Origin of the sequence: Ralstonia soli (assembly GCF_023955655.1) — a bacterium.
Classification (GTDB): domain Bacteria; phylum Pseudomonadota; class Gammaproteobacteria; order Burkholderiales; family Burkholderiaceae; genus Ralstonia; species Ralstonia soli.
Window position 1 is genome coordinate 63,495 of the sequence record NZ_JAMXHT010000001.1, and the last position, 22,863, is coordinate 86,357.

The window sequence follows — 22,863 nt, forward strand, 5'->3', positions numbered from 1 at the left end:
CACCGCTCCAATACGTCACGACTTGCACCCGCTGCAAATAATTTGAGGGGAGGATGAGCACTGGCACCCTCCCCTCAGATTTCCGTGAATCGATGGCCCCGCATTCACGGGGCCATCAAATCAACACTTGCTCACAGGAACTTCGACGGCACGTTCGAGAACGCCGGCAGCGCCAGCGCGCTTTCGACCATCTTCTTCGATCGATCGTAATCGAAGTGACGGTGAACGTTCTGTTTGACGAGGAAGGATGCGCCGCCGTAGAACTTCTCGTATTGCTGGTGACGATTACCAAACTCGGAACCGATGAAGTCCCAGGCCATGCGCATCAGCGCGACGCGCTCCTTGGCATCGCTCGATGCGGATGCGTAGTAGCGCTGGACATCCTCGGCAGTCTCCGGGTTGCGGAAGTCTTCTACAGAAGACGGCAATGTAATCATCCCGGCCCCGCTCAGTTCACGGATGATCTCGACCATGCGCGCATTCAGTTCGGATTGAAGCGCCATGACGGAATACAGCGCCGTGCGCGATGGCCACAGCACGCCATTTTCGTCAGTCGTCGCCGCCACTTCTTGCGAAAGCAGTGCGTGTTCGATGATTGACACCAGAGACGCGAGCTCACCCATCTGGATCTGCACCGCAGGATTGGCATCGTTTCCAGTCATCTCGTTCATCCGCTTGGCCAGTCCCATCATGAAGCGAAGCTTCGTAATGTACCGGGCCTGCGCTTGCAGATTGCCGTAGAGGTGTGCCGGCGTCTTCCACCATTGATCCCGTGCAACTTGCAGGTTTCGGTAGATGAACACGTGCTCCCACGGCACAAACACATTGTCCAAGACCACGAAACAGTCCGATTCATCGAAGCGGCTGGAGAGTGGATAGTCAAACGAGCTCGTCGCCAGCGCGCCGAAGGGGCGGCGCGGGTAGAGCTTTACACCAGGTGCATTGGCGGGGATGGCGACGCCGATTGCGTAGTTCTCATCACCAGGTTGCATGGGATGGATGCTACTGACGTAAATGTAATCGCTGTACACGCCAGCGGTTGCCAGTTGCTGCGCTCCCTTGATGACGATGCCGTCATCGCGCTCCTTGACCACGCCAGCATAGAGCGTCGGATCGCTTTGCTGATGGGCCGGCTTGCTCCGGTCAATCTGCGGCGGAACAATTGCATAGGTCGTGTAAAGGTGGTTCTCGCGCAGATGCTCGTAGAACTTCACCACATTGTCTGCGTACTCCTGACCACCCGCGGCGAAAACGCTGGGGACCGCCGCGTAACCCACAAAGAAGTTGGATACGTGATCGGGAGAACGTCCCATGAGCCCGAACGTCGCTTCCGACCACATCTCCGAGGCCAAGCGCTTGGCCCGAAGGTCCTCGTGCGTCTTCGGAATTTGGTAAGCACGCAGTACCGGGTTACCCGACGTAGGCGACGTAAACGTCATACGCTCGCGATTTTCCGGCGCCGCAGCGATGTCATACAGGTTCGCGAGTGACCGGGCACCCCGCGAAAACGCTGGGTGGGTAGTGACGTCCTTGACCCGCTCACCATTCACATAGACACAGCGGCCATCGCGCAAATTCTGCAGATAGTCCTCGCCTGTGCGCAGTTTACCGTTTTGCACCTTTGGCTCCTTCATTTGAGTGGTCTGATTGCCGCCCAATGTCTCAGGCGCGGCCATGACCAGCTTGAAGCGCCCTCCATCAATTCAGGTTGACGGATGCTTTTCGACGCATCATACTTAGTCATATACCTATGCTAACTCACCTTTTTGACTAACGCAATATCAGAAAGGCCAAGGGTGAGAAGCTCTCGGAAAAAGAGACGGCATAGGCTCAATCACAAATTCCTGACGAGGGCACGATGACATCCGGACGCACAACATGGCGGTTCGCTAACGCCACAGATGACGAGGGCAGTGTTGAGGTCGAAGTGGCGAATCTGGTGATTGCCGGATGGACGGGCCGGGACCCGCAAGCCATGGAAGCACACATTGCAGAACTGGAAAAGCTTGGCGTCCCACGACCCAAGTCGACGCCGATCTTCTACAGAGGATCGAGTTCGCTACTGACCCAGGCCAACGAGATCCAAATTGTCGGCAACAGTTCCAGCGGCGAGGTCGAACCTGTCGTGATTAGCAATGACGGCGGTCTATGGCTCGGCGTCGGTTCCGATCACACCGACCGGAAAGTCGAGACTATTGGCGTCACGATCTCAAAGCAGCTTTGCGCCAAACCCATTGCCAATCGTGTTTGGCGATTCGACACCGTGGAGAGTCACTGGGACCAGCTGATCGTCCGTTCATGGGTGACGCGCGAGGGCCAGCGACAGCTCTATCAAGAAGGTTCTCTCAAGAGCATGCGCCATCCCAAGGACCTCATCCGTCTATTCGGTGGTGAAGGCTTTGCATTGCCGCCCGGGACCGTCATGTTCTGCGGAACCATCGCGGTGCGGGGAGAGATCGCTCCGGCAGATCTGTTCGAAATGGAAATCGAGGATCCCATCCTGAAGCGCCGCATCACCCACAGCTACCGTCCCACTGAACTGCCTATTGCAGGCTAAGGAGTTACGCCATGCCTATGAACAAGCCGCACCTTGAATTTCACACCATCGACATGCACGAGGGTTGGGAGACCCCTCCGGGCTATCCTCCGGGCGGAGCCTCGCAGAGGATCCTTGCAAGCGATATCGATGAGACCAAGAAGATGGGCAGCCGAACACGGCTCTTGCGCATCGAAGCAGGCACATTCACGAAGAAGGCGTTCGTTCACGATCACTGGGAAGAGGTCTACCTCATTTCGGGCGACCTTACCGTGGGGAACGACGAAAACGGAAACGGCGGCGAGAGCTTTCCGAGCAACACCTATGCATGCCGCCCGCCGGGCGCATATCACGGACCTTTCAAGTCCGAGCATGGTTGTCTCTTGCTCGAGATCCACTACTACGACGAAAGCACGAAGTAGGAGCGAGGCCATGTCATTGCGAATCGCGGTCCCCGACCTTATCTCGAATTCCTACTTTCCCGTTGAGGCCGCCGTCGAACTCGGCTACTTCAAGGCAGAGGGAATTGATGTAGAGCTGGAACTGATCTTTCCGGTGGACAAGGCCTACGCTGCGTTGCGTGATGGCAAGGCCGACCTTGTTGGCGGGTCAGCGCACTCGGCACTGTCTGCCTTCCCTGAGTGGAATGGCGTCAAACTTCTCTGCGCACAGGCGCAGGGCATGTACTGGTTCCTCGTAATGCGTGCCGACCTTGCGGCCACGAGGAACGATTTGAGTATTGTTCGCGGTCGACGCATCGGCGCAGCACCCTGGGTGGACATGGGTCTGTCTCAATTGCTCAAAGAAGGCGGCATCGATATCGAGCGTGACAACGTTGAGATCGCCCCGGTGCCTGGCGCTCTCACCGCGGGCTCGAACTTCGGCGTTGCTGCTGCCAAGGCTCTGGAAGAGGGGAAGATCGACGGATTCTGGGCAAACGGCATGGGAACCGAGGTAGCCGTCAGGCGCGGCGTCGGCACCGTGGTGCTGGATGTTCGACGGGGCGACGGACCAAAGGGCTGCTTCGATTTCACGCTGGCGTCCGTCGCAGCCACCGATGCCTTTATCAAACAATCTCCCGACACTGCTGCAGGCGTCGTTAGGGCAATCGTCAACACCCAGCGCGCCCTGACTCATGACCCAACCCGAGCAACGTTTGTCGGAAAGAAGTTATTTCCGCCGTCTGAGGCTGCCCTCATCGCCGAACTGATTCGTCGCGACACGCCGTTCTATGACGCCTCCATTTCCGAACAGACTGTGGCCGGCATGATTGCGTTTGCGCGCAAACTCGGGCTGCTGAAGGGGAATCCCGCGTTCCGGGACGTCGTGGCGACAGAGTTCCAGCATCTGTGGAAGCACAAAAACTGAGGAGGATGTCATGGATCAACGTGCTTTTCGAAACGCGCTAGGCCAATTTGCGACAGGCGTCGCGATCGTCACGACTACGGTAGACGGCGAGAATCTTGGCTCAACAATCAGCTCATTTAACTCAGTCTCTCTCGATCCGCCATTGGTATTGTTCAGCCTGATTCGCAACTCCCTTGGTTTCAACCAGTGGAAGAAGGCTGGCGCATTTTGCATCGCGATCTTGGGCGAAGACCAGCAGGATCTGTCAAACCGCTTCGCAAAAGCCGGCACAGACAAGTGGACCGGCATTCCCATCGCACGAGCAGAAAATGGTGCCCCGCGTCTTCCAGGTGCCATCGCGTACTTTGAATGCGAGCCCTACGACAACTGCGATGGCGGCGACCACGAGGTCTTCGTATGCCGGGTTACCAACTTCGAGGTCCCCCAGCACGGTGCTCCGTCTTTGATCTTCTACTCCGGGAAATACCGTCAACTGGCCACGCGGGAAGCAGCTTAACAAGCGTTGAAAAATCGAGGGCCACCTTCCGCATCGGGCGCGCATTGCCATGAGAAACACAGACACATACAGCTACCTTATCCGCGATGGTCACGACCTGGCACATGACCCTGTGCCTGGTATTCTCGGACCGCGCCCGATCGGCTGGATATCGACATGCGACGCGTCCGGTCGCCCTCGCCTGCAGACCTATAGCTTCTTCGGCATATTCAACTACGTTCCGCCTATCGTCGGCTTCGCTAGCGTCGGGGGAACCGAAAGCGTGAAGAATACGGAATCGACCGGGGAGTTCGCGTATAACCTGGCGACTCGCCCGCTGGCAGGCTGCGTAAATGAGACGATCGTTCCCGCGCTCACCGAAATGGACGAGTTTGAGCGCTCCGGGCTTACGAAAGCCCGTTCGATCGCAATTGCCGCGCCACGCGTCGCAGAGAGCCCTGTGTCTCTCGAGTGTCGCGTGACCAGCATCCAGCAACTCAATGGGCTGGACAGCGAGGCGCTTAACACCTGGCTTGTCCTGGGTGAAGTGGTAGCAGTCCATATCAACCGGGATTTGCTGTGCGAAGGCTTGTACGACACGGTCGCGGCCCAACCGATTCTGCGAGGCGGCGGTGTCTGCGACTACTTCGAAGTACTGGAAGCGGGGAAATTTCGGATGGCTCATCCTCGCTAGTCTGTCACCCTAGCGTTCGCGCAGTCGTGACGGCGCGGCTTCCCACAGGAGGCCGGGATGCTGCCAAAGTTTCTCCAACGAACTTTCAATATGACATGAATATTCTCGGCTGATTCCGGGCTAAATTGGCCCTTCTTCTTATCGCTTGCAGTGCCTGCGCGAACGGGCAGCCAGGGGCTCTTTGACTTGAAGGGCGATGGGATGCGCAACCTCCAGCTTCGCAAGTACGAGGGTTTCAAGCGCGTCGCGGACTCGGTGGGTCTGCGCAAACGGTAGAAGCCATGGTGGCAAAGTACATACATCCGCCACACCATCCCGAGAACCCCTGCTCTGTTGCCTCGGTCAGTACAACGGCGCTGGTCATCCCCGTGGCACGCGAGCATGTCCTTAGAGAGAGGCACACGGTGACTAACGAACCTTTCGAGCGATGTGAACCCACGTCTGCAGTCTGGCAGATGGCCACTGAGTACCCGAAGACGTCGATGCCCGGAGAGGGACTGGAGACATTCGCGCTTGAGGTCGCCCGGCAGTCCCAGGGATCCGTGACAGTGGACCGCACTTTCGAGGGTGATGATAGGAATGCCTGCTCCCACATTGCTGCAGCTATCCGCGATGGTACGCTTGCCGGTGGCGATGCATTTTGTGGGGCGTTGGGTGACTGCGATCCAGCATTCTTGCTGTCTTCTCTGCCGTTCTTGACGACGTCGGTCGATGACACGTATCAACTTGCCTCATTGGCACGTGAAGCGTATGGGAACGCGCTCCAGAAGCAAGGGCAACAGCTTCTCTACATGTCCCCTTGGCCGCCAAGCGGTCTCTGGTCTCGCAATCCAATCCATACACTCGAGGACCTCCGTGCACTGATCGTACGTACTTATGATGAGACGTCCGCGGCGGTGCTCCGAGCGACGGGTGCTTCCGCTCTGCACCTATCATTTGGAGAAGCGCTATCACGACTGAAAGAGGGTACAGTCAGCGCAGTATTGTCTTCGGGTGACGGTGGTGCCGGCAGAAAACTGTGGGACCATTTGCCGCATTTCACCGCCATCGGCTATGCCATGCCGCTGTCTTTTGCGGCGGTCGGCACTCGTGCATGGAATGCCTTATCGCCATCCCAACAACATGCGGTCGCGATTGCGGCCCAAGTTACCGAAGATAGGCAATGGGCTCGGCTGAAGACCAGATTGGCAGAGAACACAAGGCGTATGCGAGCGAATGGTGTGAAAATCAACGGTGCGCCCACTGCCGAGGTGCAGCGGGCTCTGCGCGATGCCGGTTCGACCGCCATTGCGCACTGGCGTACGCAGGTCGAAGGCCCGTGGTTGGCTTTGCTCGACACATGGCTTTGCACGAGGGCTAGCGCTCGATAGCATTCTTCAGGACCCACGTCGACACCGCAAACAGACTGATCCCAAACGTCAGCGGCCAACGCAAATCCATCCGGTTTGCCAGAAACGCATAGAGCGGAATGGAGAGCATCTGGAACAGGCCTGTTGAAAAAATCGCGAGACCGATCGAGGCGCCGAAGCCGCGCACCTCGCCCAGAAAAAGGGGCGTCAGGTAGATTGACCCTACACCAAGAAAAGCTTCGCGCTGATCACGCATGACTGGGGGGCTGCTGAGCTCATGCAACCTCAAGCGTTGCGCGGCATGGCACAGCAATTTGCCGTCGCGCCGACGGTCATGCTCACACTGGGCAGTTTGCCGCCGGCCAGATTGAAGCTCGCCTCCTGGCTATTCAATCTGATGCGCATCCTCGGTGGCGCCATCGGTGTCGCCTTCGGGCGCTCCCCGCCCGTTATGCAGGAGGGGTTTCCGGGCGGGGCAACAACCAATTGAGGTGCTAGATTTGCGTGCTTGGGTGCCCGGATTTGCGCCTACGCCCTCTGGCTTTCCCGCAGTCTCATAAGCCTCTTCCGACAACGTGTACGACGCGCCCAAGCTAACTCAAGCTTAGTCCTCGACACCAACCGGCGCGAGCAAATCATGCCTGGCTTGCGCCTTGGCGTAATACGCCTGCCGGCGAGGACATTCAGCGCTGTATCGGCGCGTGCCACGCCCCGGCAACGCGCGCTGATCTCCGTTTCGTAGGCGGTCGTCATGTCGATTGCCAACGCCCCGGTGCGCTCGGTGGCGCCCTCTGGAAGCTGTTCGAAGAAGGCGCGGGCGGTCGCACGAGAGCGCTCCGGCCCGATCCAGAGCTCCCGCCGATCGATCAAATCGACCACCACCGTGGCATAGCAATGGCCTGCGGCCACCGCCTGTACGCTGATCGACTGCAGCCGCTTCTAGCAGGCTTCTGCGAATCGCTGCGTCACTCTTTCGTAGCCACCCAGCCAGTTAAGCTTCTCCATCCTGGGTCCGCCACATCGCTCGCACCACACGTCGTTCGTTAAGGGGCCCGATGAGGCCACACACCTATCGATTGCCAATCTTGTGGTGATGGCTGCAACGTCAGCAGCGGCAAACTACATACATCCCCTCTAATTACCAAGATCAGCTAGCGGGTGGGCCTCGGTTCGCCACGGCGACGACAGGAAATGCATCACTCGCTCCGGCCGGATTTCCCGCAAGGTGGAGGGTGCCCAGCCGGGGCGATGATCCTTGTCCACCAGGTGCGCACGCACGCCTTCGCAGAAATCCCCTTCCTGAATCCCGCGTGCCACGATACCCAGCTCCATCTGGAAACACTCGGCCAGTGAAAGCTGCCGGCCGCGCAGCAGCGCTTCGCGCGTCACGTGCAGCATCGTCGGCGAGTGCGTGGTCATGGCGTCGAGTGTGGCCTGCAGCCACTGGCGCGGCTCACGTGCGGCTTCCCGCCCCAGGCTTTCGCGCAGCGTCGCGACAATGCGGTCGACCGACGAGCGCCGATCGAAATGGCGCACCACCCACGGCATGGCTTGAGCCAACGGCGCGTGCGGTACAACGTTGCACGGCGGCTCGAACACGCGGCGCAACGCCTGCATCAAGTCACCATCGTGCGGCATGCGTTGCAGCCGGTCTTCAAACGAGGCGAGCCATTCTGCGGGCACGCACACATCGGCCAGATGGCAATGCAGCGCGTCGGCTCCCGTGAGGGTCACACCCGTCAGCCCCACGTACAGTTCCAACTCAGGCGACATCACGCTCAGGAAGTGTGTCGCGCCCACATCGGGCAGGAAGCCGATGCGCGTCTCGGGCATCGCCATCTTCGTGCGCTCGGTCACCACGCGCAGGCGCGCAGCCTGCCCAAGGCCCATGCCGCCGCCCATGGTGATGCCGTCCATCAGCGCGACGATGGGTTTCGGGAACTGGTGCAGCGCGTAATCGAGCCGGTATTCATCGACGAAGAATTGCAGCCAGCCGTCGTTGCCTTCCATGCGGCCCTGTTGCGCAAGCTGATAGAGCGAACGCACGTCGCCGCCTGCGCAGAAGCCCTTCTGGCCCGCGCCGCGCACCACCAGCGCGACGATGCCGTCGTCGTGGCGACATTGCTCCAGCAGCACCGCCAGTTGCCGCACCATGCCGTGCGACAGCGCATTCAGTGCAGCGGGCCGGTTCAGCGTGATGATGGCCACACGGTTCACCACACGCATCAGCACTTCGGACTCAGCGGTGGTCGTATCGGGCAGCGTCGCCTGCATCTGGACTGCGCTCATTGCAGCGTCTCCGATTCCGATGCGGACTGCCAGCGCGGCGTGCGCTTCTCGAGGAAGGCGTTCACGCCCTCGCGCTGGTCCGGGTGATCGAACAGGTCGACAAAGCGTTCGCGCTCCACGGCCAGCGCTGCGCTGCGCGGCACACCGTTGCGCGCCTGGTGGATCAGTTGCTTGCTGAAGGTGACGGCCTGCGGGCTGAGCATCGTCACGCGCTGCGCCATCGCGATGGCGGCCTCGCGTGCGGCACCGGTTTCCACCACCTCTTCAACGAGGCCAATACGCAAAGCAGACTGCGCATCGACACGCTCGCCGGTCAGGATCATGCGTTTGGCCCAGCCTTCGCCCACCAGCCACGGCAAGGTCTGCGTGCCGCAGCCGCAGCACAGTAGGCCGACGGCGGTTTCCGGCACCGCCAGCTTGGCGTGTGTTTCTGCGATGCGGATATCGCAGGCCAGCGCGCACTCCAGCCCGCCGCCCATCGCAAAGCCGTTGATGGCAGCGATCACCACGGGGCGCGCGTTCTGCAACGCTTCGAATGCCGCGCCAAAGCGTGCGGCGGCCTCACGGGCCACATCGCGATCGCCATCGGCAAAGGTGTTGAGGTCAGCCCCAGCGCTAAAGAATTTCGGGCCATCGCCGGTGATGACGATGGCGCGCACGCGTGCATCGGCATTCAGTTGTTCGACGGTGGATTGCAGTTGCAGCAAACCTTCCGGCGTGAAGGCGTTGGCCGGCGGGCGCTTGAGCGTCAGCAGCGCAATGGTGTTGTCGTGCAGAAAGTCGAGTTCGATCATCACTCGGCTCCTTCGTGTCGATAGAGCTTGATGACGGCGGAGAAATCCAGCTTGCCGTCGCCCTTGGCGCTCACGGTTTGATAGAGCTGTTGCGCGAGTGCGCCCAGATAGACCGGCTGGCGGACCGACTTGGCTGCGTCGCCTGCCAGGCCCAGGTCCTTCAGCATCAGGTCGGTGCCGAAGCCGCCGGTGTAGCCGCGCGACGACGGCGCGGTTTCGATCACTCCCGGGAACGGGTTGTACGTGTCCGAGCTCCAGCAGCGGCCGGTGGACGTATTGATGATGCCGCCCAGCACCTTCGGGTCGATGCCCAGCGCCTCACCCAGCGACATGGCCTCCGCCACGCCCGCCATGGTGATGCCGAGCACGAGGTTGTTGCAGATCTTCGCACCCTGGCCTGCACCGGTGTCACCGCAGTGCACGAGGTTCTTGCCCATGGCGGACAACACCTCGCGCACCTGCTCGAACGCCGCTGCGCTGCCGCCTACCATGAAGGTCAGCGTGCCCGCCGCCGCACCGCCCGTGCCACCCGAGACCGGCGCGTCGATGAAAGTGTTGCCATGCTCGGCTGCCAGTGCTGCAAACGCCTTGGCGCTGGCCGGGTCGATGGTGCTCGAATCGATGATGGGCACGCCCTTGCCGATGCCAGCCAGCACACCGTCGTCTGCGCTCAGCACGTGGCGCACGTGGGCGGCGGCGGGCAGCATGGTGATGACGGTCTCCGCGCCGGTCACGGCTTCCTTGGGTGAAGCGGCGGCCGTGGCACCGGCCTCCACCAGCGAACCGACCGCTTGCGTGTTCAGGTCGAACACGCTGAGCGTGTGGCCTGCCTTGAGCAGGTTGCGCGCCATCGGGGCGCCCATGTTGCCCAGGCCGATGAATGCGATCTTCATGACAACGCTCCTTGGCTGATCAGCGCAGGCTGATGGTGGTGTTCACGCCGCCGGCATCCACCGCATCGTCAAACCAGCGGGCGGTCACGGTCTTCGTCTGCGTGTAGAACTGCACGACCTGCTTGCCGTACGGGCCCAGATCACCCAGCTTGGAGCCGCGCGAGCCAGTAAAGCTGAAGTACGGCACCGGCACCGGAATGGGGATGTTGATGCCGACCTGGCCGACGTCGATCTCGCTCTGGAACTTGCGTGCCGATGCGCCGCTCTGCGTGAACAGGCCCACACCGTTGCCGAACGGGTTGCGGTTGACCAGCGCGATGGCCTCGTCCAGCGTGGGCACGGTCAGCACCAGCAGCACGGGGCCGAAGATTTCGTTGGTGTAGATGTCCATGTCGGTCTTCACGTCAGTGAAGATGGTCGGTCCGACGAAGTTGCCATCTTCGTAGCCGGCTACGCGCACGTTGCGACCGTCCAGTGCCAGCGTGGCGCCCTGCTGCACGCCCGATTCGATCAGGCCGAGGATGCGCTGCTTGGCCGCGCGCGAGACCACGGGGCCGACGTCCGTGCCCGGCTCCACACCAGCATTCACCTTGAGCGTCTTCGCCTTGGCGATCAGGTCCGGCACCCACTGTTGAGCGGCACCCACCAGCACCACCACCGAGGTCGCCATGCAGCGCTGCCCGGCGGCGCCGAAGCCCGCACCGGCGAGCGCGTTGAGAGTCTGCTCGCGGTTGGCATCGGGCAGCACCACGGCGTGGTTCTTGGCGCCCATCATCGACTGCACGCGCTTGCCGTGCTCGCTGCCCAGTCGGTACACGTGCGTGCCGACTGCGGTGGAACCCACAAACGAAATCGCCTTGATGTGCTCATGCGTGCAGAGCGCGTCCACCACATCCTTGCCGCCGTGCACAACGTTCAGCACCCCAGCCGGCACACCGGCTTCCAGCGCCAGTTCCACCAGCAGCATGGTCGACAGCGGATCCTGCTCCGACGGCTTGAGCACGAACGTGTTGCCGCACACGATGGCCATCGGGAACATCCACAGCGGGATCATGGCGGGGAAGTTGAACGGCGTGATGCCCGCGCACACGCCAATCGGCTGGCGCAGCGTGTAGGTATCCACCGCGCCGGCCACGTTCTCCAGAAACTCGCCCTGCTGCAGCGAACCCACCGAGCACGCGTGCTCCACCACTTCCAGGCCGCGGAAGATGTCGCCCTCGGCATCGGGCAGTGTCTTGCCCTGCTCGGCGGTGAGCGTGCGGGCGATGCGCGGCATGTGCTCGCGAATCAGCGCCTGGAACTTGAGCATGATGCGCATGCGCGCACCGACCGGCGTGTTCTTCCACGTTGCGAAGGCCGCGTGTGCGGACTGGATGGCCGCATCCACCTCGGCTGCCGTAGCAAACGGCACGCGCGCCAGCACTTCCTGCGTGGCGGGGTTCACGATGTCGCGCCACTCCTTCGACTTGGATTCGACGAACTCACCGCCGATCAGCAGCTTGACGGTGGGCGGGGTGTCCTGGTTGGCGGCAGGCTTGGCGGAAGCGAGAGAGGCAACGGCGGTCATGAGAGTCTCCTGTACAAATCGAGAACGATTGGAATAGATGTCAAAAGCTAGATGAGATTCGGTATTGCTTCTTCCGGGTACCCCCATTCAACTGAGCGGGATCTGTCCGGCGTGATGTCACGAATCTTCAAGGGATAAATTTGTGTCTTTTCTAATGGATGGAATAGCGCATCAAACGCTGCGCGCGATCACCATCCGCTGGACTTCACTGGTCCCTTCGTAGATCTGCGTGATGCGTGCATCGCGATAGTGGCGTTCCACGGCGTAATCAGCCAGATAGCCATAGCCGCCGTGAATCTGAATCGCTTTGGAGCAAATTTCCTCGGCCAGTTCAGAAGCAAAGAGCTTGGCTTGCGAGGCCTCCGACAGGCACGGAAGATCGGCGCCACGCAGCCGTGCAGCGTGGTGCACCAACAGCCGTGCGGCGTTCAAGCGCGTGGCCATGTCGGCCAGCATATTGGCGATCGCTTGGTGCTCTCGCAGCGCTTTACCGAACTGAATCCGTTCGCTGGCATAGTTGCGCGCAGCATCGAACGCTGCACGCGCAATGCCGACTGCCTGTGCCGCGATGCCGATGCGCCCGCCCTCCAGATTGGATAGCGCAATCTTCAGCCCTTCGCCGCGTCCCCCCAGTAGGCTATCTTCAGGGACGGTGCAGTCTTCTAGCGTAATCGGACACGTGTCCGATGCACGGATGCCAAGCTTGTGCTCAGGCCGCCCGACGTGAAACCCCGGCGTATCCGTCGGCACAATAAAGGCCGAGATGCCACGCTTGCCAGCTTCCGCATCGGTCACGGCAAACACGATGGCAATATCGGCGCGCTCGCCGTTGGTGACAAATTGCTTACTGCCAGTAATGACCCAATGGCCGTCGCGCAGCACGGCGCGCGTGCGCAGGTTATGGGCTTCCGATCCGGCGTGCGGTTCAGTCAAGCAAAATGCTCCGATCGCACGCCCCGTGGCGAGGTCTGGCAGGTAGCGAGTCTTCTGCGCCTCGGTGCCGAACTTCAAAATGGGGCCGCAGCCAACCGAGTTGTGCACGCTCACGAGCGTCGCGCAAGCCGCGCAGCCTGCCGCGATTTCTTCCAGCGCCAACGCATAGGCAACGTAGTCGGTGTAGGAGCCTCCCCACTCCGCGGGCACAATCATGCCCAACAGCCCCAGCTCCCCCATCTGCTGCACAACGCCATCAGGCAGCACTCCGTCGCGATCCCATTGCGCTGCGTTGGGCGCCAAGCGCTCGACGGCAAAATCGTGAGCAGCGGCGTGGATCATTCGCTGTTCTTCGGTATAAAAATCATTCATTTGTCAGGCAAGCGCGCTGCGCGCGAGTTGGGTGAAGATCCATGCAAATACGCCACACCCAATCAGGCGTTCCTCGGCTGTATGCGCTGGCATGGCGGCGACGCAATCATCGAAAGTCGATGGCGTTTGCACGATGTCTCCGTTGTTCTGATTGCAGCGTGTGAGCGGATTTGGCCGCGCTGCGGCATCCCGGTAGCTGCTTTTGATGGTCGAGTATAGTTATGCAAACAACTACGGTGTAGGCGCAAAAGAACAGGTTAGATATGCATAAATGCACATCGAAGATAGCGACCCGCCCTGCCAAGACTGTGAGGCGACTGCCGAGCTCCGTGCAGCGAAATGACGAGACAAGGACCGAGCCCCGTGTACACATCTTCTAACCACGCCCTCAGCAAGCTCAACTGGGATGACCTGCGTTTCTTCTTGGAGGTGGCGCGCACTCAGCGCGCGAGCGCCGCAGCCAAGCGCCTGGGTGTGGACTACACGACCGTTGCGCGTCGCATACGCATTCTTGAGGAAGCCATGGGTACGCTACTGTTCGACAAGTCTCGCTCCAGTGGCTTTACGCTCACTGCTGAAGGACAACAGCTGGTGGCCTACGTCGATGCCATGGAAACCACAGTGCAATCGGCCTGCGACCAAGTGGCCAACACTGGGCACGCAGTGTCCGGCCATGTGCGCATAGGCTCGACTGAAGGATTCGGATGTTTCTTCCTCGCACCTCAATTGACCCAGTTTCGCATCGCACACCCGCACGTAACCGTGGATCTGCTACCGGTTCCCCACTTTGTCAGTCTGACCAAGCGTGAGGCAGATCTTGCCATCGCCCTCGATCGACCGGATCGCGGCCCTTACGTCTTCACCAAGCTGTGCGACTACAACCTTAAGCTTTATGCCACCCGCGAATACCTGGCGAGCCAGGCACCTATCATTACCAAAGACGACCTGCGTAACCATGACTTCGTCAGCTATGTGGACGATCTAGCATTCAGTGACGAGTTGCTCTATCTCGAGCGAACGGTCCCAGGCGCCGCGGCGGGCCTACGCACCACCAGCGTGATTGCGCAGTACGTCGCCACACTGCAAGGAGGGGGGCTGGCAATCTTGCCCTGCTTCATGGCCGCGCAGCAGCCGATGCTCGTCCCCGTGCTGCCGGAGGAAATCTCCCTGACCCGATGCTTCTGGCTGTCATGTCGTGAGGACTTACGTAAGCTGCGGCGCATTACGGTGCTTTGGGACTACTTGCGTACCGCTGCAGAGGAGAACCGCGCTTTGCTGGAGGGAACGTCTGGAACCCTTCGCTTTGTGTAGAAGGAAATACAAATCAACGGGCATCGTGCAGCTTAAATACTGACACCGCTTCCTTTATCTGCTTCACGCCCTATTGCGGGCCGTGCAAAACACAACGAAAACCTCACTTTCCAACCCCTCTCTTGCCCCTTCGGTCTTCGCGGTTTTTCACAAAGTAACGTGACCGGTATTCCGGTCCAGTTCTTGTGAGAGGGTTGAAGTTTATTGGATGGCGCCTGGTTGCTGTGCGGTCATCGGTGTTGGCCAGTGGGCGGCAGGTGCCGGCGGACGGTATCCAAGCGACGAATGTGGGCGCCGCGTGTTGTAGTGCCGGCGCCATTGTTCAAAATGACGACCTGCGCTTCCTTGAGGCTGTAGAACAGTTAGCCGTTGAGTAGCTCATCGCGCAGCTTGCCGTTAAAGGACTCGCAGTAGCCGTTCTCCCACCGGCTGCCCGGTGCGATGAACAGCGTCTTCGCGCCCAAACGTCCCAGCCAGTCACGCACGATGTTCGCTGTCATCTCCGCACCGTTGTCCGACCGCACATGCGTGGGGATGCCATGTGCCAGTGGTGCGCCGCGTGACAGCGATTCGCGCGCGCCCGTGGCCGTCCACGTCGGCAATGCCAGTGTGGGCCGGCGCAAGCGGCGTGCGCGAATCCTCCTTACGCGATCAGGAAGCGCGCCCGGTTCTTACCTATCCATGCCGGCGCACGGCCTCGACCCGACCAGGTGGCACCGGTCTTAGGGTCCTGATATTTCGGCGCAACCGGGGCCTTCGCGCTCCCCTTCTTCCCGCGCTTGGGCTGCAGGCTGAGATCTTCCGCGCTTAGACCGTAGTCCTGCACGATTTGACGAACCTGTTGAATCACCGCCTGCAACTCCGCTTGGCGGGCGACTTCAATCTGTTCTTCAAGCGCTGCCTTCTGTGCCAATAGGTCTTGATATTTCGCCACGATTTCCCCTCGTATGTGTTAATCGGCGAAAAGAGAGTACCACTACTATGAGCACATACTCGATGACTTTCAAAGAGACAACCATTACGCCGAATGCGGGAAAGCAGGGACTCAATGGACAAATATCGATCGCCCCGCACCTCTACGGAAACAAGGTTGGCTCGATCACGCCGTGGCGGCAGATGTATTTCACTTGCCAGTTGTTGTGGATTCCTCAGTCGCAACCTGCAGCTTCCTTCGAAGCACCACTGAGCGGACTCGCCACGCTGAGATTGTCGGATGCGAGTAGTTACAGTGTGCCGGAGGATGACCTCCATATTCTTCACCTGCATCGCTAGCACCGCAGGCAGCAACGCTTTACGAACGCTCGTCGCCACCGAATCCTCCGCAAGCCAAGTCGACCGAAGCACCGGCCCCAAGAAAAGAAGCCCGGGGTCGTGATTCGCGCGCGGCCGCCGACTTGGCTCGGGCTCGGGCTCGGGCTCGGGCTCGGGCTCGGGCTCGGGCTCGGGCTCGGGCTCGGGCTCGGGCTCGGCGCCATGATGGCACTCGTTCCGGATGGTCAATGCAGTTTGATAGCCGGCCGGCTTCCACGGCCAAGCCACTGCGCCAGCACTCCTAGCACCGCATGCTTGAATCCCGACACGCCGAGCAGGTGCTTGCGATACAGCAACCGATATAACCCGCTCGCCGCCGCACCGTTCACGATCAGCGCGCGTGACGGCACGCTGCCGCCTGTCTGATAGGTAGCGCCGGCCTGACCGAGCGAAACGACAGTGCCCGCGTCGCGGAACGTGAAGCCAGGCACTGGCTTGCCCGACAGGCGCTGCGCAAACGCCTTGCCGAGATACATCGCCTGCTGATGTGCGACCTGCGCTCGCGGCGGGAGGAAGCCGTTACTCGCAGCCGACGGGCACGCCGCGCAGTCCCCGAACGCAAAGATGCGAGGATCGCCCTGCGTTTGCAACTGGTCGGTGACGATGATCTGGTTCGCCGCATTCAGCGCGATGCCGTGTAGCGACTTTAGGAATGCCGGGCCGGCCACGCCAGCAGCCCAGACCGTGATGTCGCTGTCCAGCGTGTCGCCGGAGCCGGTCACGAGTGAATCGGCCCGGACCTCGGCCACCCGCGCACCGGTCACGACCTCGACGTTGAGCCGGCGTAGCGCTGCGGCGGCGCGGGCGGACACACGTTCGTCAAGCGCCGGCAGCACACGTACGCCACCTTCGATCAGCCGGATGCGAACGTCCCGCTTCGGATCTAACGCCTGGAAGCGATAGGCCGACAATTGATCGGCCGCGTGCGTGAGCGCGGCGGCAAGCTCTACGCCAGTTGCACCCGCGCCGATTACGTTGATGCTCACCGCAGGCGAGCTCCGCACACCGGCCGTTTCGAGCCGGTGATTCGCCTTCGCGCATGCGGCGTGAAACTTCCGGCGGAAGACCTCAGCATGCTCGACATTCTCGAGCGGCAGCGCGTGAAGCGCTGCGCCCGGCACGTTGAAGAAGTTCGTCACGCTGCCGACGGACAGCACAAGGCTGTCGTAGCGGATCTGCCGCTGCGGCAGGATCTCTGCACCTTCCGCGTCGAGCACGGCGCCGATTGCCGCGATGCACGCGTCGCGATCGACGTCCCCGAGTTGGCCCTGAACGAAGCGAAACCCATAGCGCTTCGCCTGCGCTAAATATTCGATGTGGTGGTTGGCCGGATCGCGATGCCCGGTCGCCGCTTCGTGCAGCAGCGGCTTCCAGAAGTGCGTCGGATACCGGTCGACGAGCACGATCTCCGCGGCGCGGCGCCGGCCAACGGTGTCGGCAAGGCGCGTCGCCAGATGCAGGCCGCCGGCGCCGCCGCCGATGATCACGATGCGATGAAGGTCCGAGCCGCTGTCGGCGTCGAGCATGAGGGGGGCGTGGGTCATGATGCGCTCCGCGTTGAATGCAATGTCCGGTAGCCCGCTGTCAGGCCGTGAGCACCCACGATATAGTCTCGGTTGAAGACAAACAATTTAATGTTTTTCGTCAACCCATATGCTTTCACTTATATCTAGACCAGCAACCTTCCGGCAGCTGAAGGCGCTCGATATGGTCACGCGGCTGGGCAGTGTGTCGCGAGCGGCTGAGGAGATGAACCTGACGCAGCCTGCGGTGTCGCTGCAAATCCGCCAGCTGGAGGAAGCCATCGGCGCACGCGTTCTGCAGCGTGTCGGGCGCGGTGTTCAGCTAACCGCGGCAGGCGAGATTCTCGCGCGATACGCACGCGAGATTTTGCAGTTATGGAGCGAGGCGGGCGACGAAGTCGCCGCGCTGAAGGGGGATCTTGGTGGCACGTTGCGCATCGGTGCTATTACAACGGCCGAGTATCTGATTCCGCCGATTCTCGTCAAGTTCGCGGAGACGCGTCCGCACGTGAAGACCTACTTCAAGGTCGGCAATCGCGAGGACATCATCCGCATGCTCGCGACGCACGAGATTGACCTCGCAGTGATGGGTAGTCCGCCGAGGGAACTGCGCACGAACGCGACGGAGTTTGCGAAGCATCCGATGGCATTCGTCGCCGCGCCCGACCATCGCCTGATGCGGCGCAAGCGGTTGTCGCTGAAAGACCTGGAGTCGGCGAATCTGCTGGTCCGCGAACGTGGTGCCGGTACCCGTTCGACGGTCGAGAGTCTGTTCAAGGCATCGAGCCTCAGGCTTCACATCGGCTCTGAGCTGTCGAGCAACGAAGCGATCAAGCAGATGGCCGAGGCGGGGCTTGGCGTCGCATTCCTGTCGCTGCATGCGTGTGCGCTTGAGTTACGGACCGGACTACTCGCTCAACTGCCATTCGCCGGCAATCCGGTCGAGCGCGAATGGTATGTGGTGACGCTTTCCGACCGGCGCATCTCTCAGGCGGCTGGCCTGTTTCGCGATTTCGTCGTCGAGCACGGCGCGCATGTGATCGACAATGCGAAGACGTCGCCAGACAGACGCAGGAAGTCGGCGCCGGCGCGATGATTGAGAGCGCCAGCATCATTGGTCAAATAACCGAACCACGGGACCAGGAAGCCGCTCAAGCTGTGCCATGTCGAACGAGCTATACCGGCGTGGCAACCTTAAGCACAATGAGTTTGACCTGCTACACGCCCTGCGATACCCGATCGCGAACAGTAGGAATGGCACTGCCACCACGAGCGGATCGAGCCCGAAGCCAGCAGCCTCAACAAACGTGCCCTGGCGGTCAGCGAAGAAGCCCGCGTCAGGATGGCGGTTGTTAAGCAATGAAGAAAAGTCTGGCCACCTGCGCCCGCAAACCGATGGCGAAGGGCTATAGCCTCATCCCTTACGCCGCTCGCTGCGGCACGCTGATGCCCGAGACCCTGGCTCGGTCGGGCGATCTCACCTCGAACAGCCACTCCAGGACATCAGGTGCGACCGACAGGTCGTGCCGGCTGTGTGTGGTTGCGATGAACTTGAACTGTGAGCGCGGACGCGGCCCCGCTATATGCATCCAGGTCCGTACTCGATAGCGACCGATCTGCTCACCCTCGGCATCCATCGCGTGCCCGCTGCCCTGGCTTTACGTTGGCGGCGCCGGCTGCTCGCACAGGCACTTCCTTTGCCATTGCTTTTCCTCGTCGTGGCGGATTGTCCTCTTATCGACTTTTCCGAGGAAATTGGACCGCAACATGCAGGCATCCGATTTCCCATAAAAGACGGCATAAGCTGAGCCACGATTAAGCTGATAAGGGAGCTACCCCGAAGCATGACGACAGACCGCACGTCCGGCATCAAAGTGCGAGCTAGCGCCCTGTTGTGATGCTACCCGCACCTCGTCGATAGACTTCCAGCGCCGTGCGGGTGGAAGCTAGTTCCCGTTCCAACGTCTCAATCCGGGCTACGAAGCCACTGCGCTCGTCGCGCAGCGCCTGACGCATCGCGTCAGTCTCTACTAGGCGGCGGCGCTCAGCCCCTTCGAGACGCGCGGCCAAGGCCTGCAATTCCTCTGGCGCCCGGGCGAGCCGGTCCACCAGCTCGCGCTCGCGGGCCGACGCTCCCGCCTGCACCTGGGCAAACAGCGCACTGGCTGCCTCCTCCCGGGCGCGAGCAACCGCGGCCTCCGTCTGGGCCACTTGCAGCTGCTCACGCAGGGCGCGGTTGTCCACCTCCAGCCGTTCACAGTGCTCGGCCAACCAAGCGGCCGCGCCCTCCCCTTCTATCGATGATGGCGGAGCCGACGGCGCCCAGTCCTGCAGCGCCACCCGGACCTCCTTCCGCACGAAGGCCTGCACACTGTCCTCGCGCCCTTCGGTTACGTCAACGACCTCCCCCTCGGCTGTTTCAGTAGCGGCGCGGCGGTCGTCCAGAACGGCTTGAAAGGTGGCCGTGCTCGGCGTGCGGGCAACACCTGCGGCCACAAGCAAGCGCCGGTACACCTTCTGCCCGAAGCTGCGCCCGGCAATGCGGTCAATCTCCTCGATCGCCCGAGCGAGGAATAACCTGTTATCGGGATAGCGCACGGCGAGCTGCTGCACGGCGAGCTGAATCGCATGCAATTGGTCGTCGGGGAAGGCAATTGGCGTGCGGGCCATCGCGGCAGGACGGAAAGAGTAGCAATGCCATCACTATAGCCAAAACTTTGATCTTAATGGTGACTATTAATATGATCTTTTTTGATAACGATTTACCATTAACAGAATAATGGTAAAATGGTTTTGCTTGCAGCTTTAGCCGCTTCCTTATCAAATTTAGTGCCCCATGAGTCACCAACCAATTGGGCTGCCTGCGACCAAAAATGCGTTGGTCGGCGCCGTGCTGCCAACCGGCGCGGGCGACGACGCCCTGATCGCCGCCTGGCTTAGCGCCAAACACGCTGGCGGCCTGGGTATCCGGCCCAACACGGCCAATCAGTATGCGCTGGAGGGCCGGCGTCTACTTTGGTTTGCCCACGTCACCGGATATCGCTTCCAGACCTGGGGCAAAGAGGAGGCCCTGGCCTACTTGCGCCTGCTCCAGGCGCCGCCGCCAGAGGCCATTGGCGATACCCGAACCCAGGACAGCGCAGCTTGGCGTCCGTTTCGCAAACCGCTCTCGCCGGCGTCGGTCAGGCAAAGCGCGTTGATCGCGGGGGCATTCTTCAAGTGGCTGGTTGAGCAGGAGGCGATTCGGGTGAGCCCCTTCCCTCGGCTTGCCCGCTCACAGGAACGCCGTGGCCCTGGTTCGCAACAGCGATACCTGGAACCGGTTCACCTGCGCGCAATCTTCGACGCCATTGCGGCTCGAGCCGCGACGACGTTTTGGGATCGCGTCAAGCGCGATCGCGATCGTTTGGTGATCGCCCTCGCCTTTCAAACGGGGATGCGCGCGTCCGAGTTGGCCGCCCTTACTTGGAGGGATTTCGAAAAGAAGCAAGGGAAGCACGGCAGCTATTGGTTGGTGGTAGTCCGCCACGGCGGCGGAGGACAAAACCAGGTCGTGCCATGCGATAACGCCATGCCCGAGATCTCTGCGTTTCGCCGTGGAATTGGCCTCAGCCCAGAACCGAAATCTTCGGATGGGACGGCTGTGATCCCCTGCATGCCGGGCGGAAAGCGGCGGCGCACAGATCCACACGGCAGCCTCGATCTGCAGCGCCTGCTGACACGGCCGGTTGCCACACGCCACGGCATCTACAGCATCGTGAAGCAAGCCTTTGAGGATGCAGCCATCCTTCTAGAAGGCAAAGGAGATAGCGACGCGGCGTACAAGCTGCGCCATGCCTCGACCCACTGGTTGCGTCACAGTGCTGCAACGCTGCTACTGCGTTCAGGTAGACCGGTTACCGATGTGCAGCGCGTTTTGCGACATCAGGACATCAATACGACACGGACCTATACACACGAGGAACTCGATGACCTCGCCTACTCGGTCCACGGGGGCCTTGCGCTCGACGAGATACTGCGGGGTTGACCCCCCTGCCCTGATGGCCTTACAGCCACTGAAGTCATCGTTCGCCACGCTTAAACGGAGTGAATGTACTTCAGCACCTGATTTCAGTATATAGCAGTCCATGTTGTGATCGCCTCTCAATTCTCACGCGGAAGCCACTTACGAATGCGCCCGTTGGCAGATCAAACAGAGGAGATACCTCCAAGTTCGATGTGCAATTTACGCGTAGCTTTCGCGAACGCGTCGATGCCTACGCATTGGTGAATAGGCTCCGGGGACCATTGCTCATACCTGTTTCGCGGTGTTCCCCCGAGTGGCGGGCTTCTCTGAGAAAGCGGGTCACCTGGACTCCCTTCTTCTCAACGAGTCATTTGCTCCCGTTGCGGTACCGCGACGTCATCAGCATCACAGGCCTCTCCACCGAAAAGGCATCCGAGAAGGGGCTCGCCGGAACATCGTGGTGCTCAGTGTTTCTCGACGGAAAGTATGTTCAGCCATTGCCCTACCCCAGTGCCACTCGCGCATGGCCAACGCTGCACATTGACGGCGAAGAATGGCGCATGTGGCACCTTCCGCGATCACGGCCTAGAAGAAATCGAATAGCACACCTCGGCGTCGGCCGGACCGCCTGGCAACCCGAATCGCACGGTTCACGGCACCTGTTGCCTTGCGGTAAGGCCACGCAGTGATCATGCGCATCGCAAGATCACTCTGCACGCGGGTCAATTGCTGCTGACTGAGAGAAAAGTCTCAATCGCGCAGCACCTTTGATCAGGCGAACGTGCAGCTTGCCGAGGTTAGAGGTGCAGTATCCAAAGGCTACCTCTCAATCTCGGAAATCTAGGCTGGGCTGGTGATCCTAACCTGCAGTCGACACCGATCGTACTGATGCTTCTATATGGCCCAGGCTTGAGTTCAGTCCTTGAGTTTGGATACGTCCAGGCTCGGGCTACTCCCTCACGGCAGATTGGATGAGGCACTCGACCGTTTGGTAGCTTGCAGTCGGTGTGCAGGGACGAAATGGCGATGGCTCTGAGCCCCCAGGCGGACAAGCGTGTGGGGAATGGCCCGTCGTTGCTAAAGATTGCCCCTCGAACTGAGACGGCGTGCCGATCTAGTAGGAGGCTGCATCGTATAGGAACCGTATCGCACTGAAATTCCCTCACCCAGGCTCATATATGTGAAAGTGATGCGGTTGCGGCGGCCTCGACCACGTCCAGCATGACCCGGCCGTTACTGCCGATTGGATCGCAACGGTGGTCGCTCGCCCTTTGGCTGCTGCCGGAAACGTGGGGCATTACGAATACGCTCACCTTGGCCCCGGCCATACCCGATCACCACATACCCCGGGGAGGGGGAGCGCAACCTCGCTAGACGCAAAGTTCGTCAATACTGAACGGCAATTCGTTTGCGTTGGCCGAGGGGAGGGTTGCAGGCAAATC

At 60.9% G+C, this 22,863-nt stretch carries 20 protein-coding genes and 4 pseudogenes; 12 read left to right on the top strand and 12 right to left on the bottom strand.

Annotated features, from left to right (window positions below; all coding sequences use genetic code 11):
* Positions 1 to 131: 131 nt before the first annotated feature.
* Positions 132 to 1,676: a 4-hydroxyphenylacetate 3-hydroxylase family protein gene (locus NG900_RS00290; protein WP_252675592.1), complete on the bottom strand. Its 1,545-nt coding sequence runs from the start codon at positions 1,674 to 1,676 to the stop codon at positions 132 to 134.
* 182 nt (positions 1,677 to 1,858) lie between these two features.
* Here NG900_RS00290 and NG900_RS00295 point away from each other — a divergent pair, with 182 nt between their 5' ends.
* The 6 genes from NG900_RS00295 to NG900_RS00320 all read left to right on the top strand — a co-directional run bounded on the left by NG900_RS00295 (position 1,859) and on the right by NG900_RS00320 (position 6,443).
* On the top strand, positions 1,859 to 2,557 hold the full coding sequence (locus tag NG900_RS00295) for a DUF2848 domain-containing protein (RefSeq protein ID WP_252675593.1): 699 nt from the start codon (positions 1,859 to 1,861) through the stop codon (positions 2,555 to 2,557).
* A gap of 11 nt (positions 2,558 to 2,568) precedes the next feature.
* Entirely contained in the window at positions 2,569 to 2,958 is a 390-nt protein-coding gene (locus NG900_RS00300; RefSeq protein WP_252675594.1) for a cupin domain-containing protein, read from the top strand.
* Positions 2,959 to 2,968: 10 nt separating this feature from the next.
* Positions 2,969 to 3,904 (top strand): ABC transporter substrate-binding protein, encoded by a 936-nt coding sequence (locus tag NG900_RS00305; protein ID WP_252675595.1) that lies wholly within the window; start codon positions 2,969 to 2,971, stop codon positions 3,902 to 3,904.
* A gap of 10 nt (positions 3,905 to 3,914) precedes the next feature.
* A complete protein-coding gene (locus NG900_RS00310; RefSeq protein WP_252675597.1) occupies positions 3,915 to 4,400 on the top strand; it encodes a flavin reductase family protein in 486 nt (161 codons plus the stop codon).
* A gap of 49 nt (positions 4,401 to 4,449) precedes the next feature.
* Positions 4,450 to 5,073, top strand: coding sequence for a flavin reductase family protein (locus NG900_RS00315; protein WP_252675599.1), 624 nt, complete (start codon positions 4,450 to 4,452; stop codon positions 5,071 to 5,073).
* A 455-nt stretch (positions 5,074 to 5,528) separates the two neighbouring features.
* Positions 5,529 to 6,443: a TRAP transporter substrate-binding protein gene (locus NG900_RS00320; protein ID WP_252675601.1), complete on the top strand. Its 915-nt coding sequence runs from the start codon at positions 5,529 to 5,531 to the stop codon at positions 6,441 to 6,443.
* Positions 6,444 to 6,456: 13 nt separating this feature from the next.
* Here the strand turns inward: NG900_RS00320 and NG900_RS00325 are convergent.
* Positions 6,457 to 6,642: pseudogene (locus NG900_RS00325) on the bottom strand (DHA2 family efflux MFS transporter permease subunit); the annotation flags it as partial.
* A gap of 18 nt (positions 6,643 to 6,660) precedes the next feature.
* Between NG900_RS00325 and NG900_RS00330 the strand changes: the two are divergent.
* Positions 6,661 to 6,852: pseudogene (locus NG900_RS00330) on the top strand (DHA2 family efflux MFS transporter permease subunit); the annotation flags it as partial.
* 221 nt (positions 6,853 to 7,073) lie between these two features.
* On the opposite strand, the pseudogene NG900_RS00335 reads toward NG900_RS00330, so the two are convergent.
* From NG900_RS00335 to NG900_RS00360, 6 genes and pseudogenes are all read right to left on the bottom strand, one after another.
* Positions 7,074 to 7,457: pseudogene (locus NG900_RS00335) on the bottom strand (transposase); the annotation flags it as partial.
* Between the two features lie 99 nt (positions 7,458 to 7,556).
* A complete protein-coding gene (locus NG900_RS00340) occupies positions 7,557 to 8,711 on the bottom strand; it encodes an enoyl-CoA hydratase/isomerase family protein (RefSeq protein ID WP_252675603.1) in 1,155 nt (384 codons plus the stop codon).
* Positions 8,708 to 9,505: an enoyl-CoA hydratase gene (locus NG900_RS00345; protein WP_252675605.1), complete on the bottom strand. Its 798-nt coding sequence runs from the start codon at positions 9,503 to 9,505 to the stop codon at positions 8,708 to 8,710. The genes NG900_RS00340 and NG900_RS00345 overlap by 4 nt, the downstream gene beginning before the upstream one ends.
* Positions 9,505 to 10,398: a 3-hydroxyisobutyrate dehydrogenase gene (gene mmsB, locus NG900_RS00350; RefSeq protein WP_252675607.1), complete on the bottom strand. Its 894-nt coding sequence runs from the start codon at positions 10,396 to 10,398 to the stop codon at positions 9,505 to 9,507. Before mmsB ends, NG900_RS00345 begins: the two co-directional genes overlap by 1 nt.
* A 19-nt stretch (positions 10,399 to 10,417) precedes the next feature.
* Entirely contained in the window at positions 10,418 to 11,965 is a 1,548-nt protein-coding gene (locus NG900_RS00355) for a CoA-acylating methylmalonate-semialdehyde dehydrogenase (RefSeq protein WP_252675609.1), read from the bottom strand.
* Between the two features lie 171 nt (positions 11,966 to 12,136).
* Positions 12,137 to 13,270 (bottom strand): acyl-CoA dehydrogenase, encoded by a 1,134-nt coding sequence (locus tag NG900_RS00360; RefSeq protein WP_252675611.1) that lies wholly within the window; start codon positions 13,268 to 13,270, stop codon positions 12,137 to 12,139.
* On the opposite strand from NG900_RS00360, the gene NG900_RS00365 reads away from it, so the two are divergent.
* Positions 13,232 to 13,489 (top strand): hypothetical protein, encoded by a 258-nt coding sequence (locus NG900_RS00365; RefSeq protein WP_252676936.1) that lies wholly within the window; start codon positions 13,232 to 13,234, stop codon positions 13,487 to 13,489. The two genes, NG900_RS00360 and NG900_RS00365, sit on opposite strands and share 39 nt — an antisense overlap.
* 120 nt (positions 13,490 to 13,609) lie before the next feature.
* A complete protein-coding gene (locus NG900_RS00370) occupies positions 13,610 to 14,581 on the top strand; it encodes a LysR family transcriptional regulator (RefSeq protein WP_420804104.1) in 972 nt (323 codons plus the stop codon).
* Positions 14,582 to 14,782: 201 nt separating this feature from the next.
* Here the strand turns inward: NG900_RS00370 and NG900_RS00375 are convergent.
* Positions 14,783 to 15,120: pseudogene (locus tag NG900_RS00375) on the bottom strand (integrase core domain-containing protein); the annotation flags it as partial.
* 104 nt (positions 15,121 to 15,224) lie between these two features.
* A complete protein-coding gene (locus NG900_RS00380; RefSeq protein ID WP_252675615.1) occupies positions 15,225 to 15,515 on the bottom strand; it encodes an H-NS histone family protein in 291 nt (96 codons plus the stop codon).
* A 62-nt stretch (positions 15,516 to 15,577) separates the two neighbouring features.
* Here NG900_RS00380 and NG900_RS00385 point away from each other — a divergent pair, with 62 nt between their 5' ends.
* Positions 15,578 to 15,853 carry a hypothetical protein gene (locus NG900_RS00385; protein WP_252675617.1) on the top strand — a complete coding sequence of 92 codons (276 nt, stop codon included), beginning with the start codon at positions 15,578 to 15,580 and terminating at the stop codon, positions 15,851 to 15,853.
* 224 nt (positions 15,854 to 16,077) lie between these two features.
* On the opposite strand, the gene NG900_RS00390 is transcribed toward NG900_RS00385, so the two are convergent.
* Entirely contained in the window at positions 16,078 to 17,436 is a 1,359-nt protein-coding gene (locus NG900_RS00390; protein ID WP_252675619.1) for an NAD(P)/FAD-dependent oxidoreductase, read from the bottom strand.
* Between the two features lie 109 nt (positions 17,437 to 17,545).
* On the opposite strand from NG900_RS00390, the gene NG900_RS00395 reads away from it, so the two are divergent.
* The gene (locus tag NG900_RS00395; RefSeq protein WP_252675621.1) at positions 17,546 to 18,511 is read left to right on the top strand and encodes a LysR family transcriptional regulator; all 966 of its coding nucleotides are present in this window, start codon (positions 17,546 to 17,548) and stop codon (positions 18,509 to 18,511) included.
* Between the two features lie 785 nt (positions 18,512 to 19,296).
* Here the strand turns inward: NG900_RS00395 and NG900_RS00400 are convergent.
* Complete coding sequence (locus tag NG900_RS00400; RefSeq protein ID WP_252675623.1) at positions 19,297 to 20,085, bottom strand: cell envelope biogenesis protein TolA; 789 nt, start codon at positions 20,083 to 20,085, stop codon at positions 19,297 to 19,299.
* A 166-nt stretch (positions 20,086 to 20,251) separates the two neighbouring features.
* On the opposite strand from NG900_RS00400, the gene NG900_RS00405 reads away from it, so the two are divergent.
* Entirely contained in the window at positions 20,252 to 21,442 is a 1,191-nt protein-coding gene (locus NG900_RS00405) for a tyrosine-type recombinase/integrase (RefSeq protein ID WP_252675625.1), read from the top strand.
* The last annotated feature ends 1,421 nt before the right edge of the window (positions 21,443 to 22,863 follow it).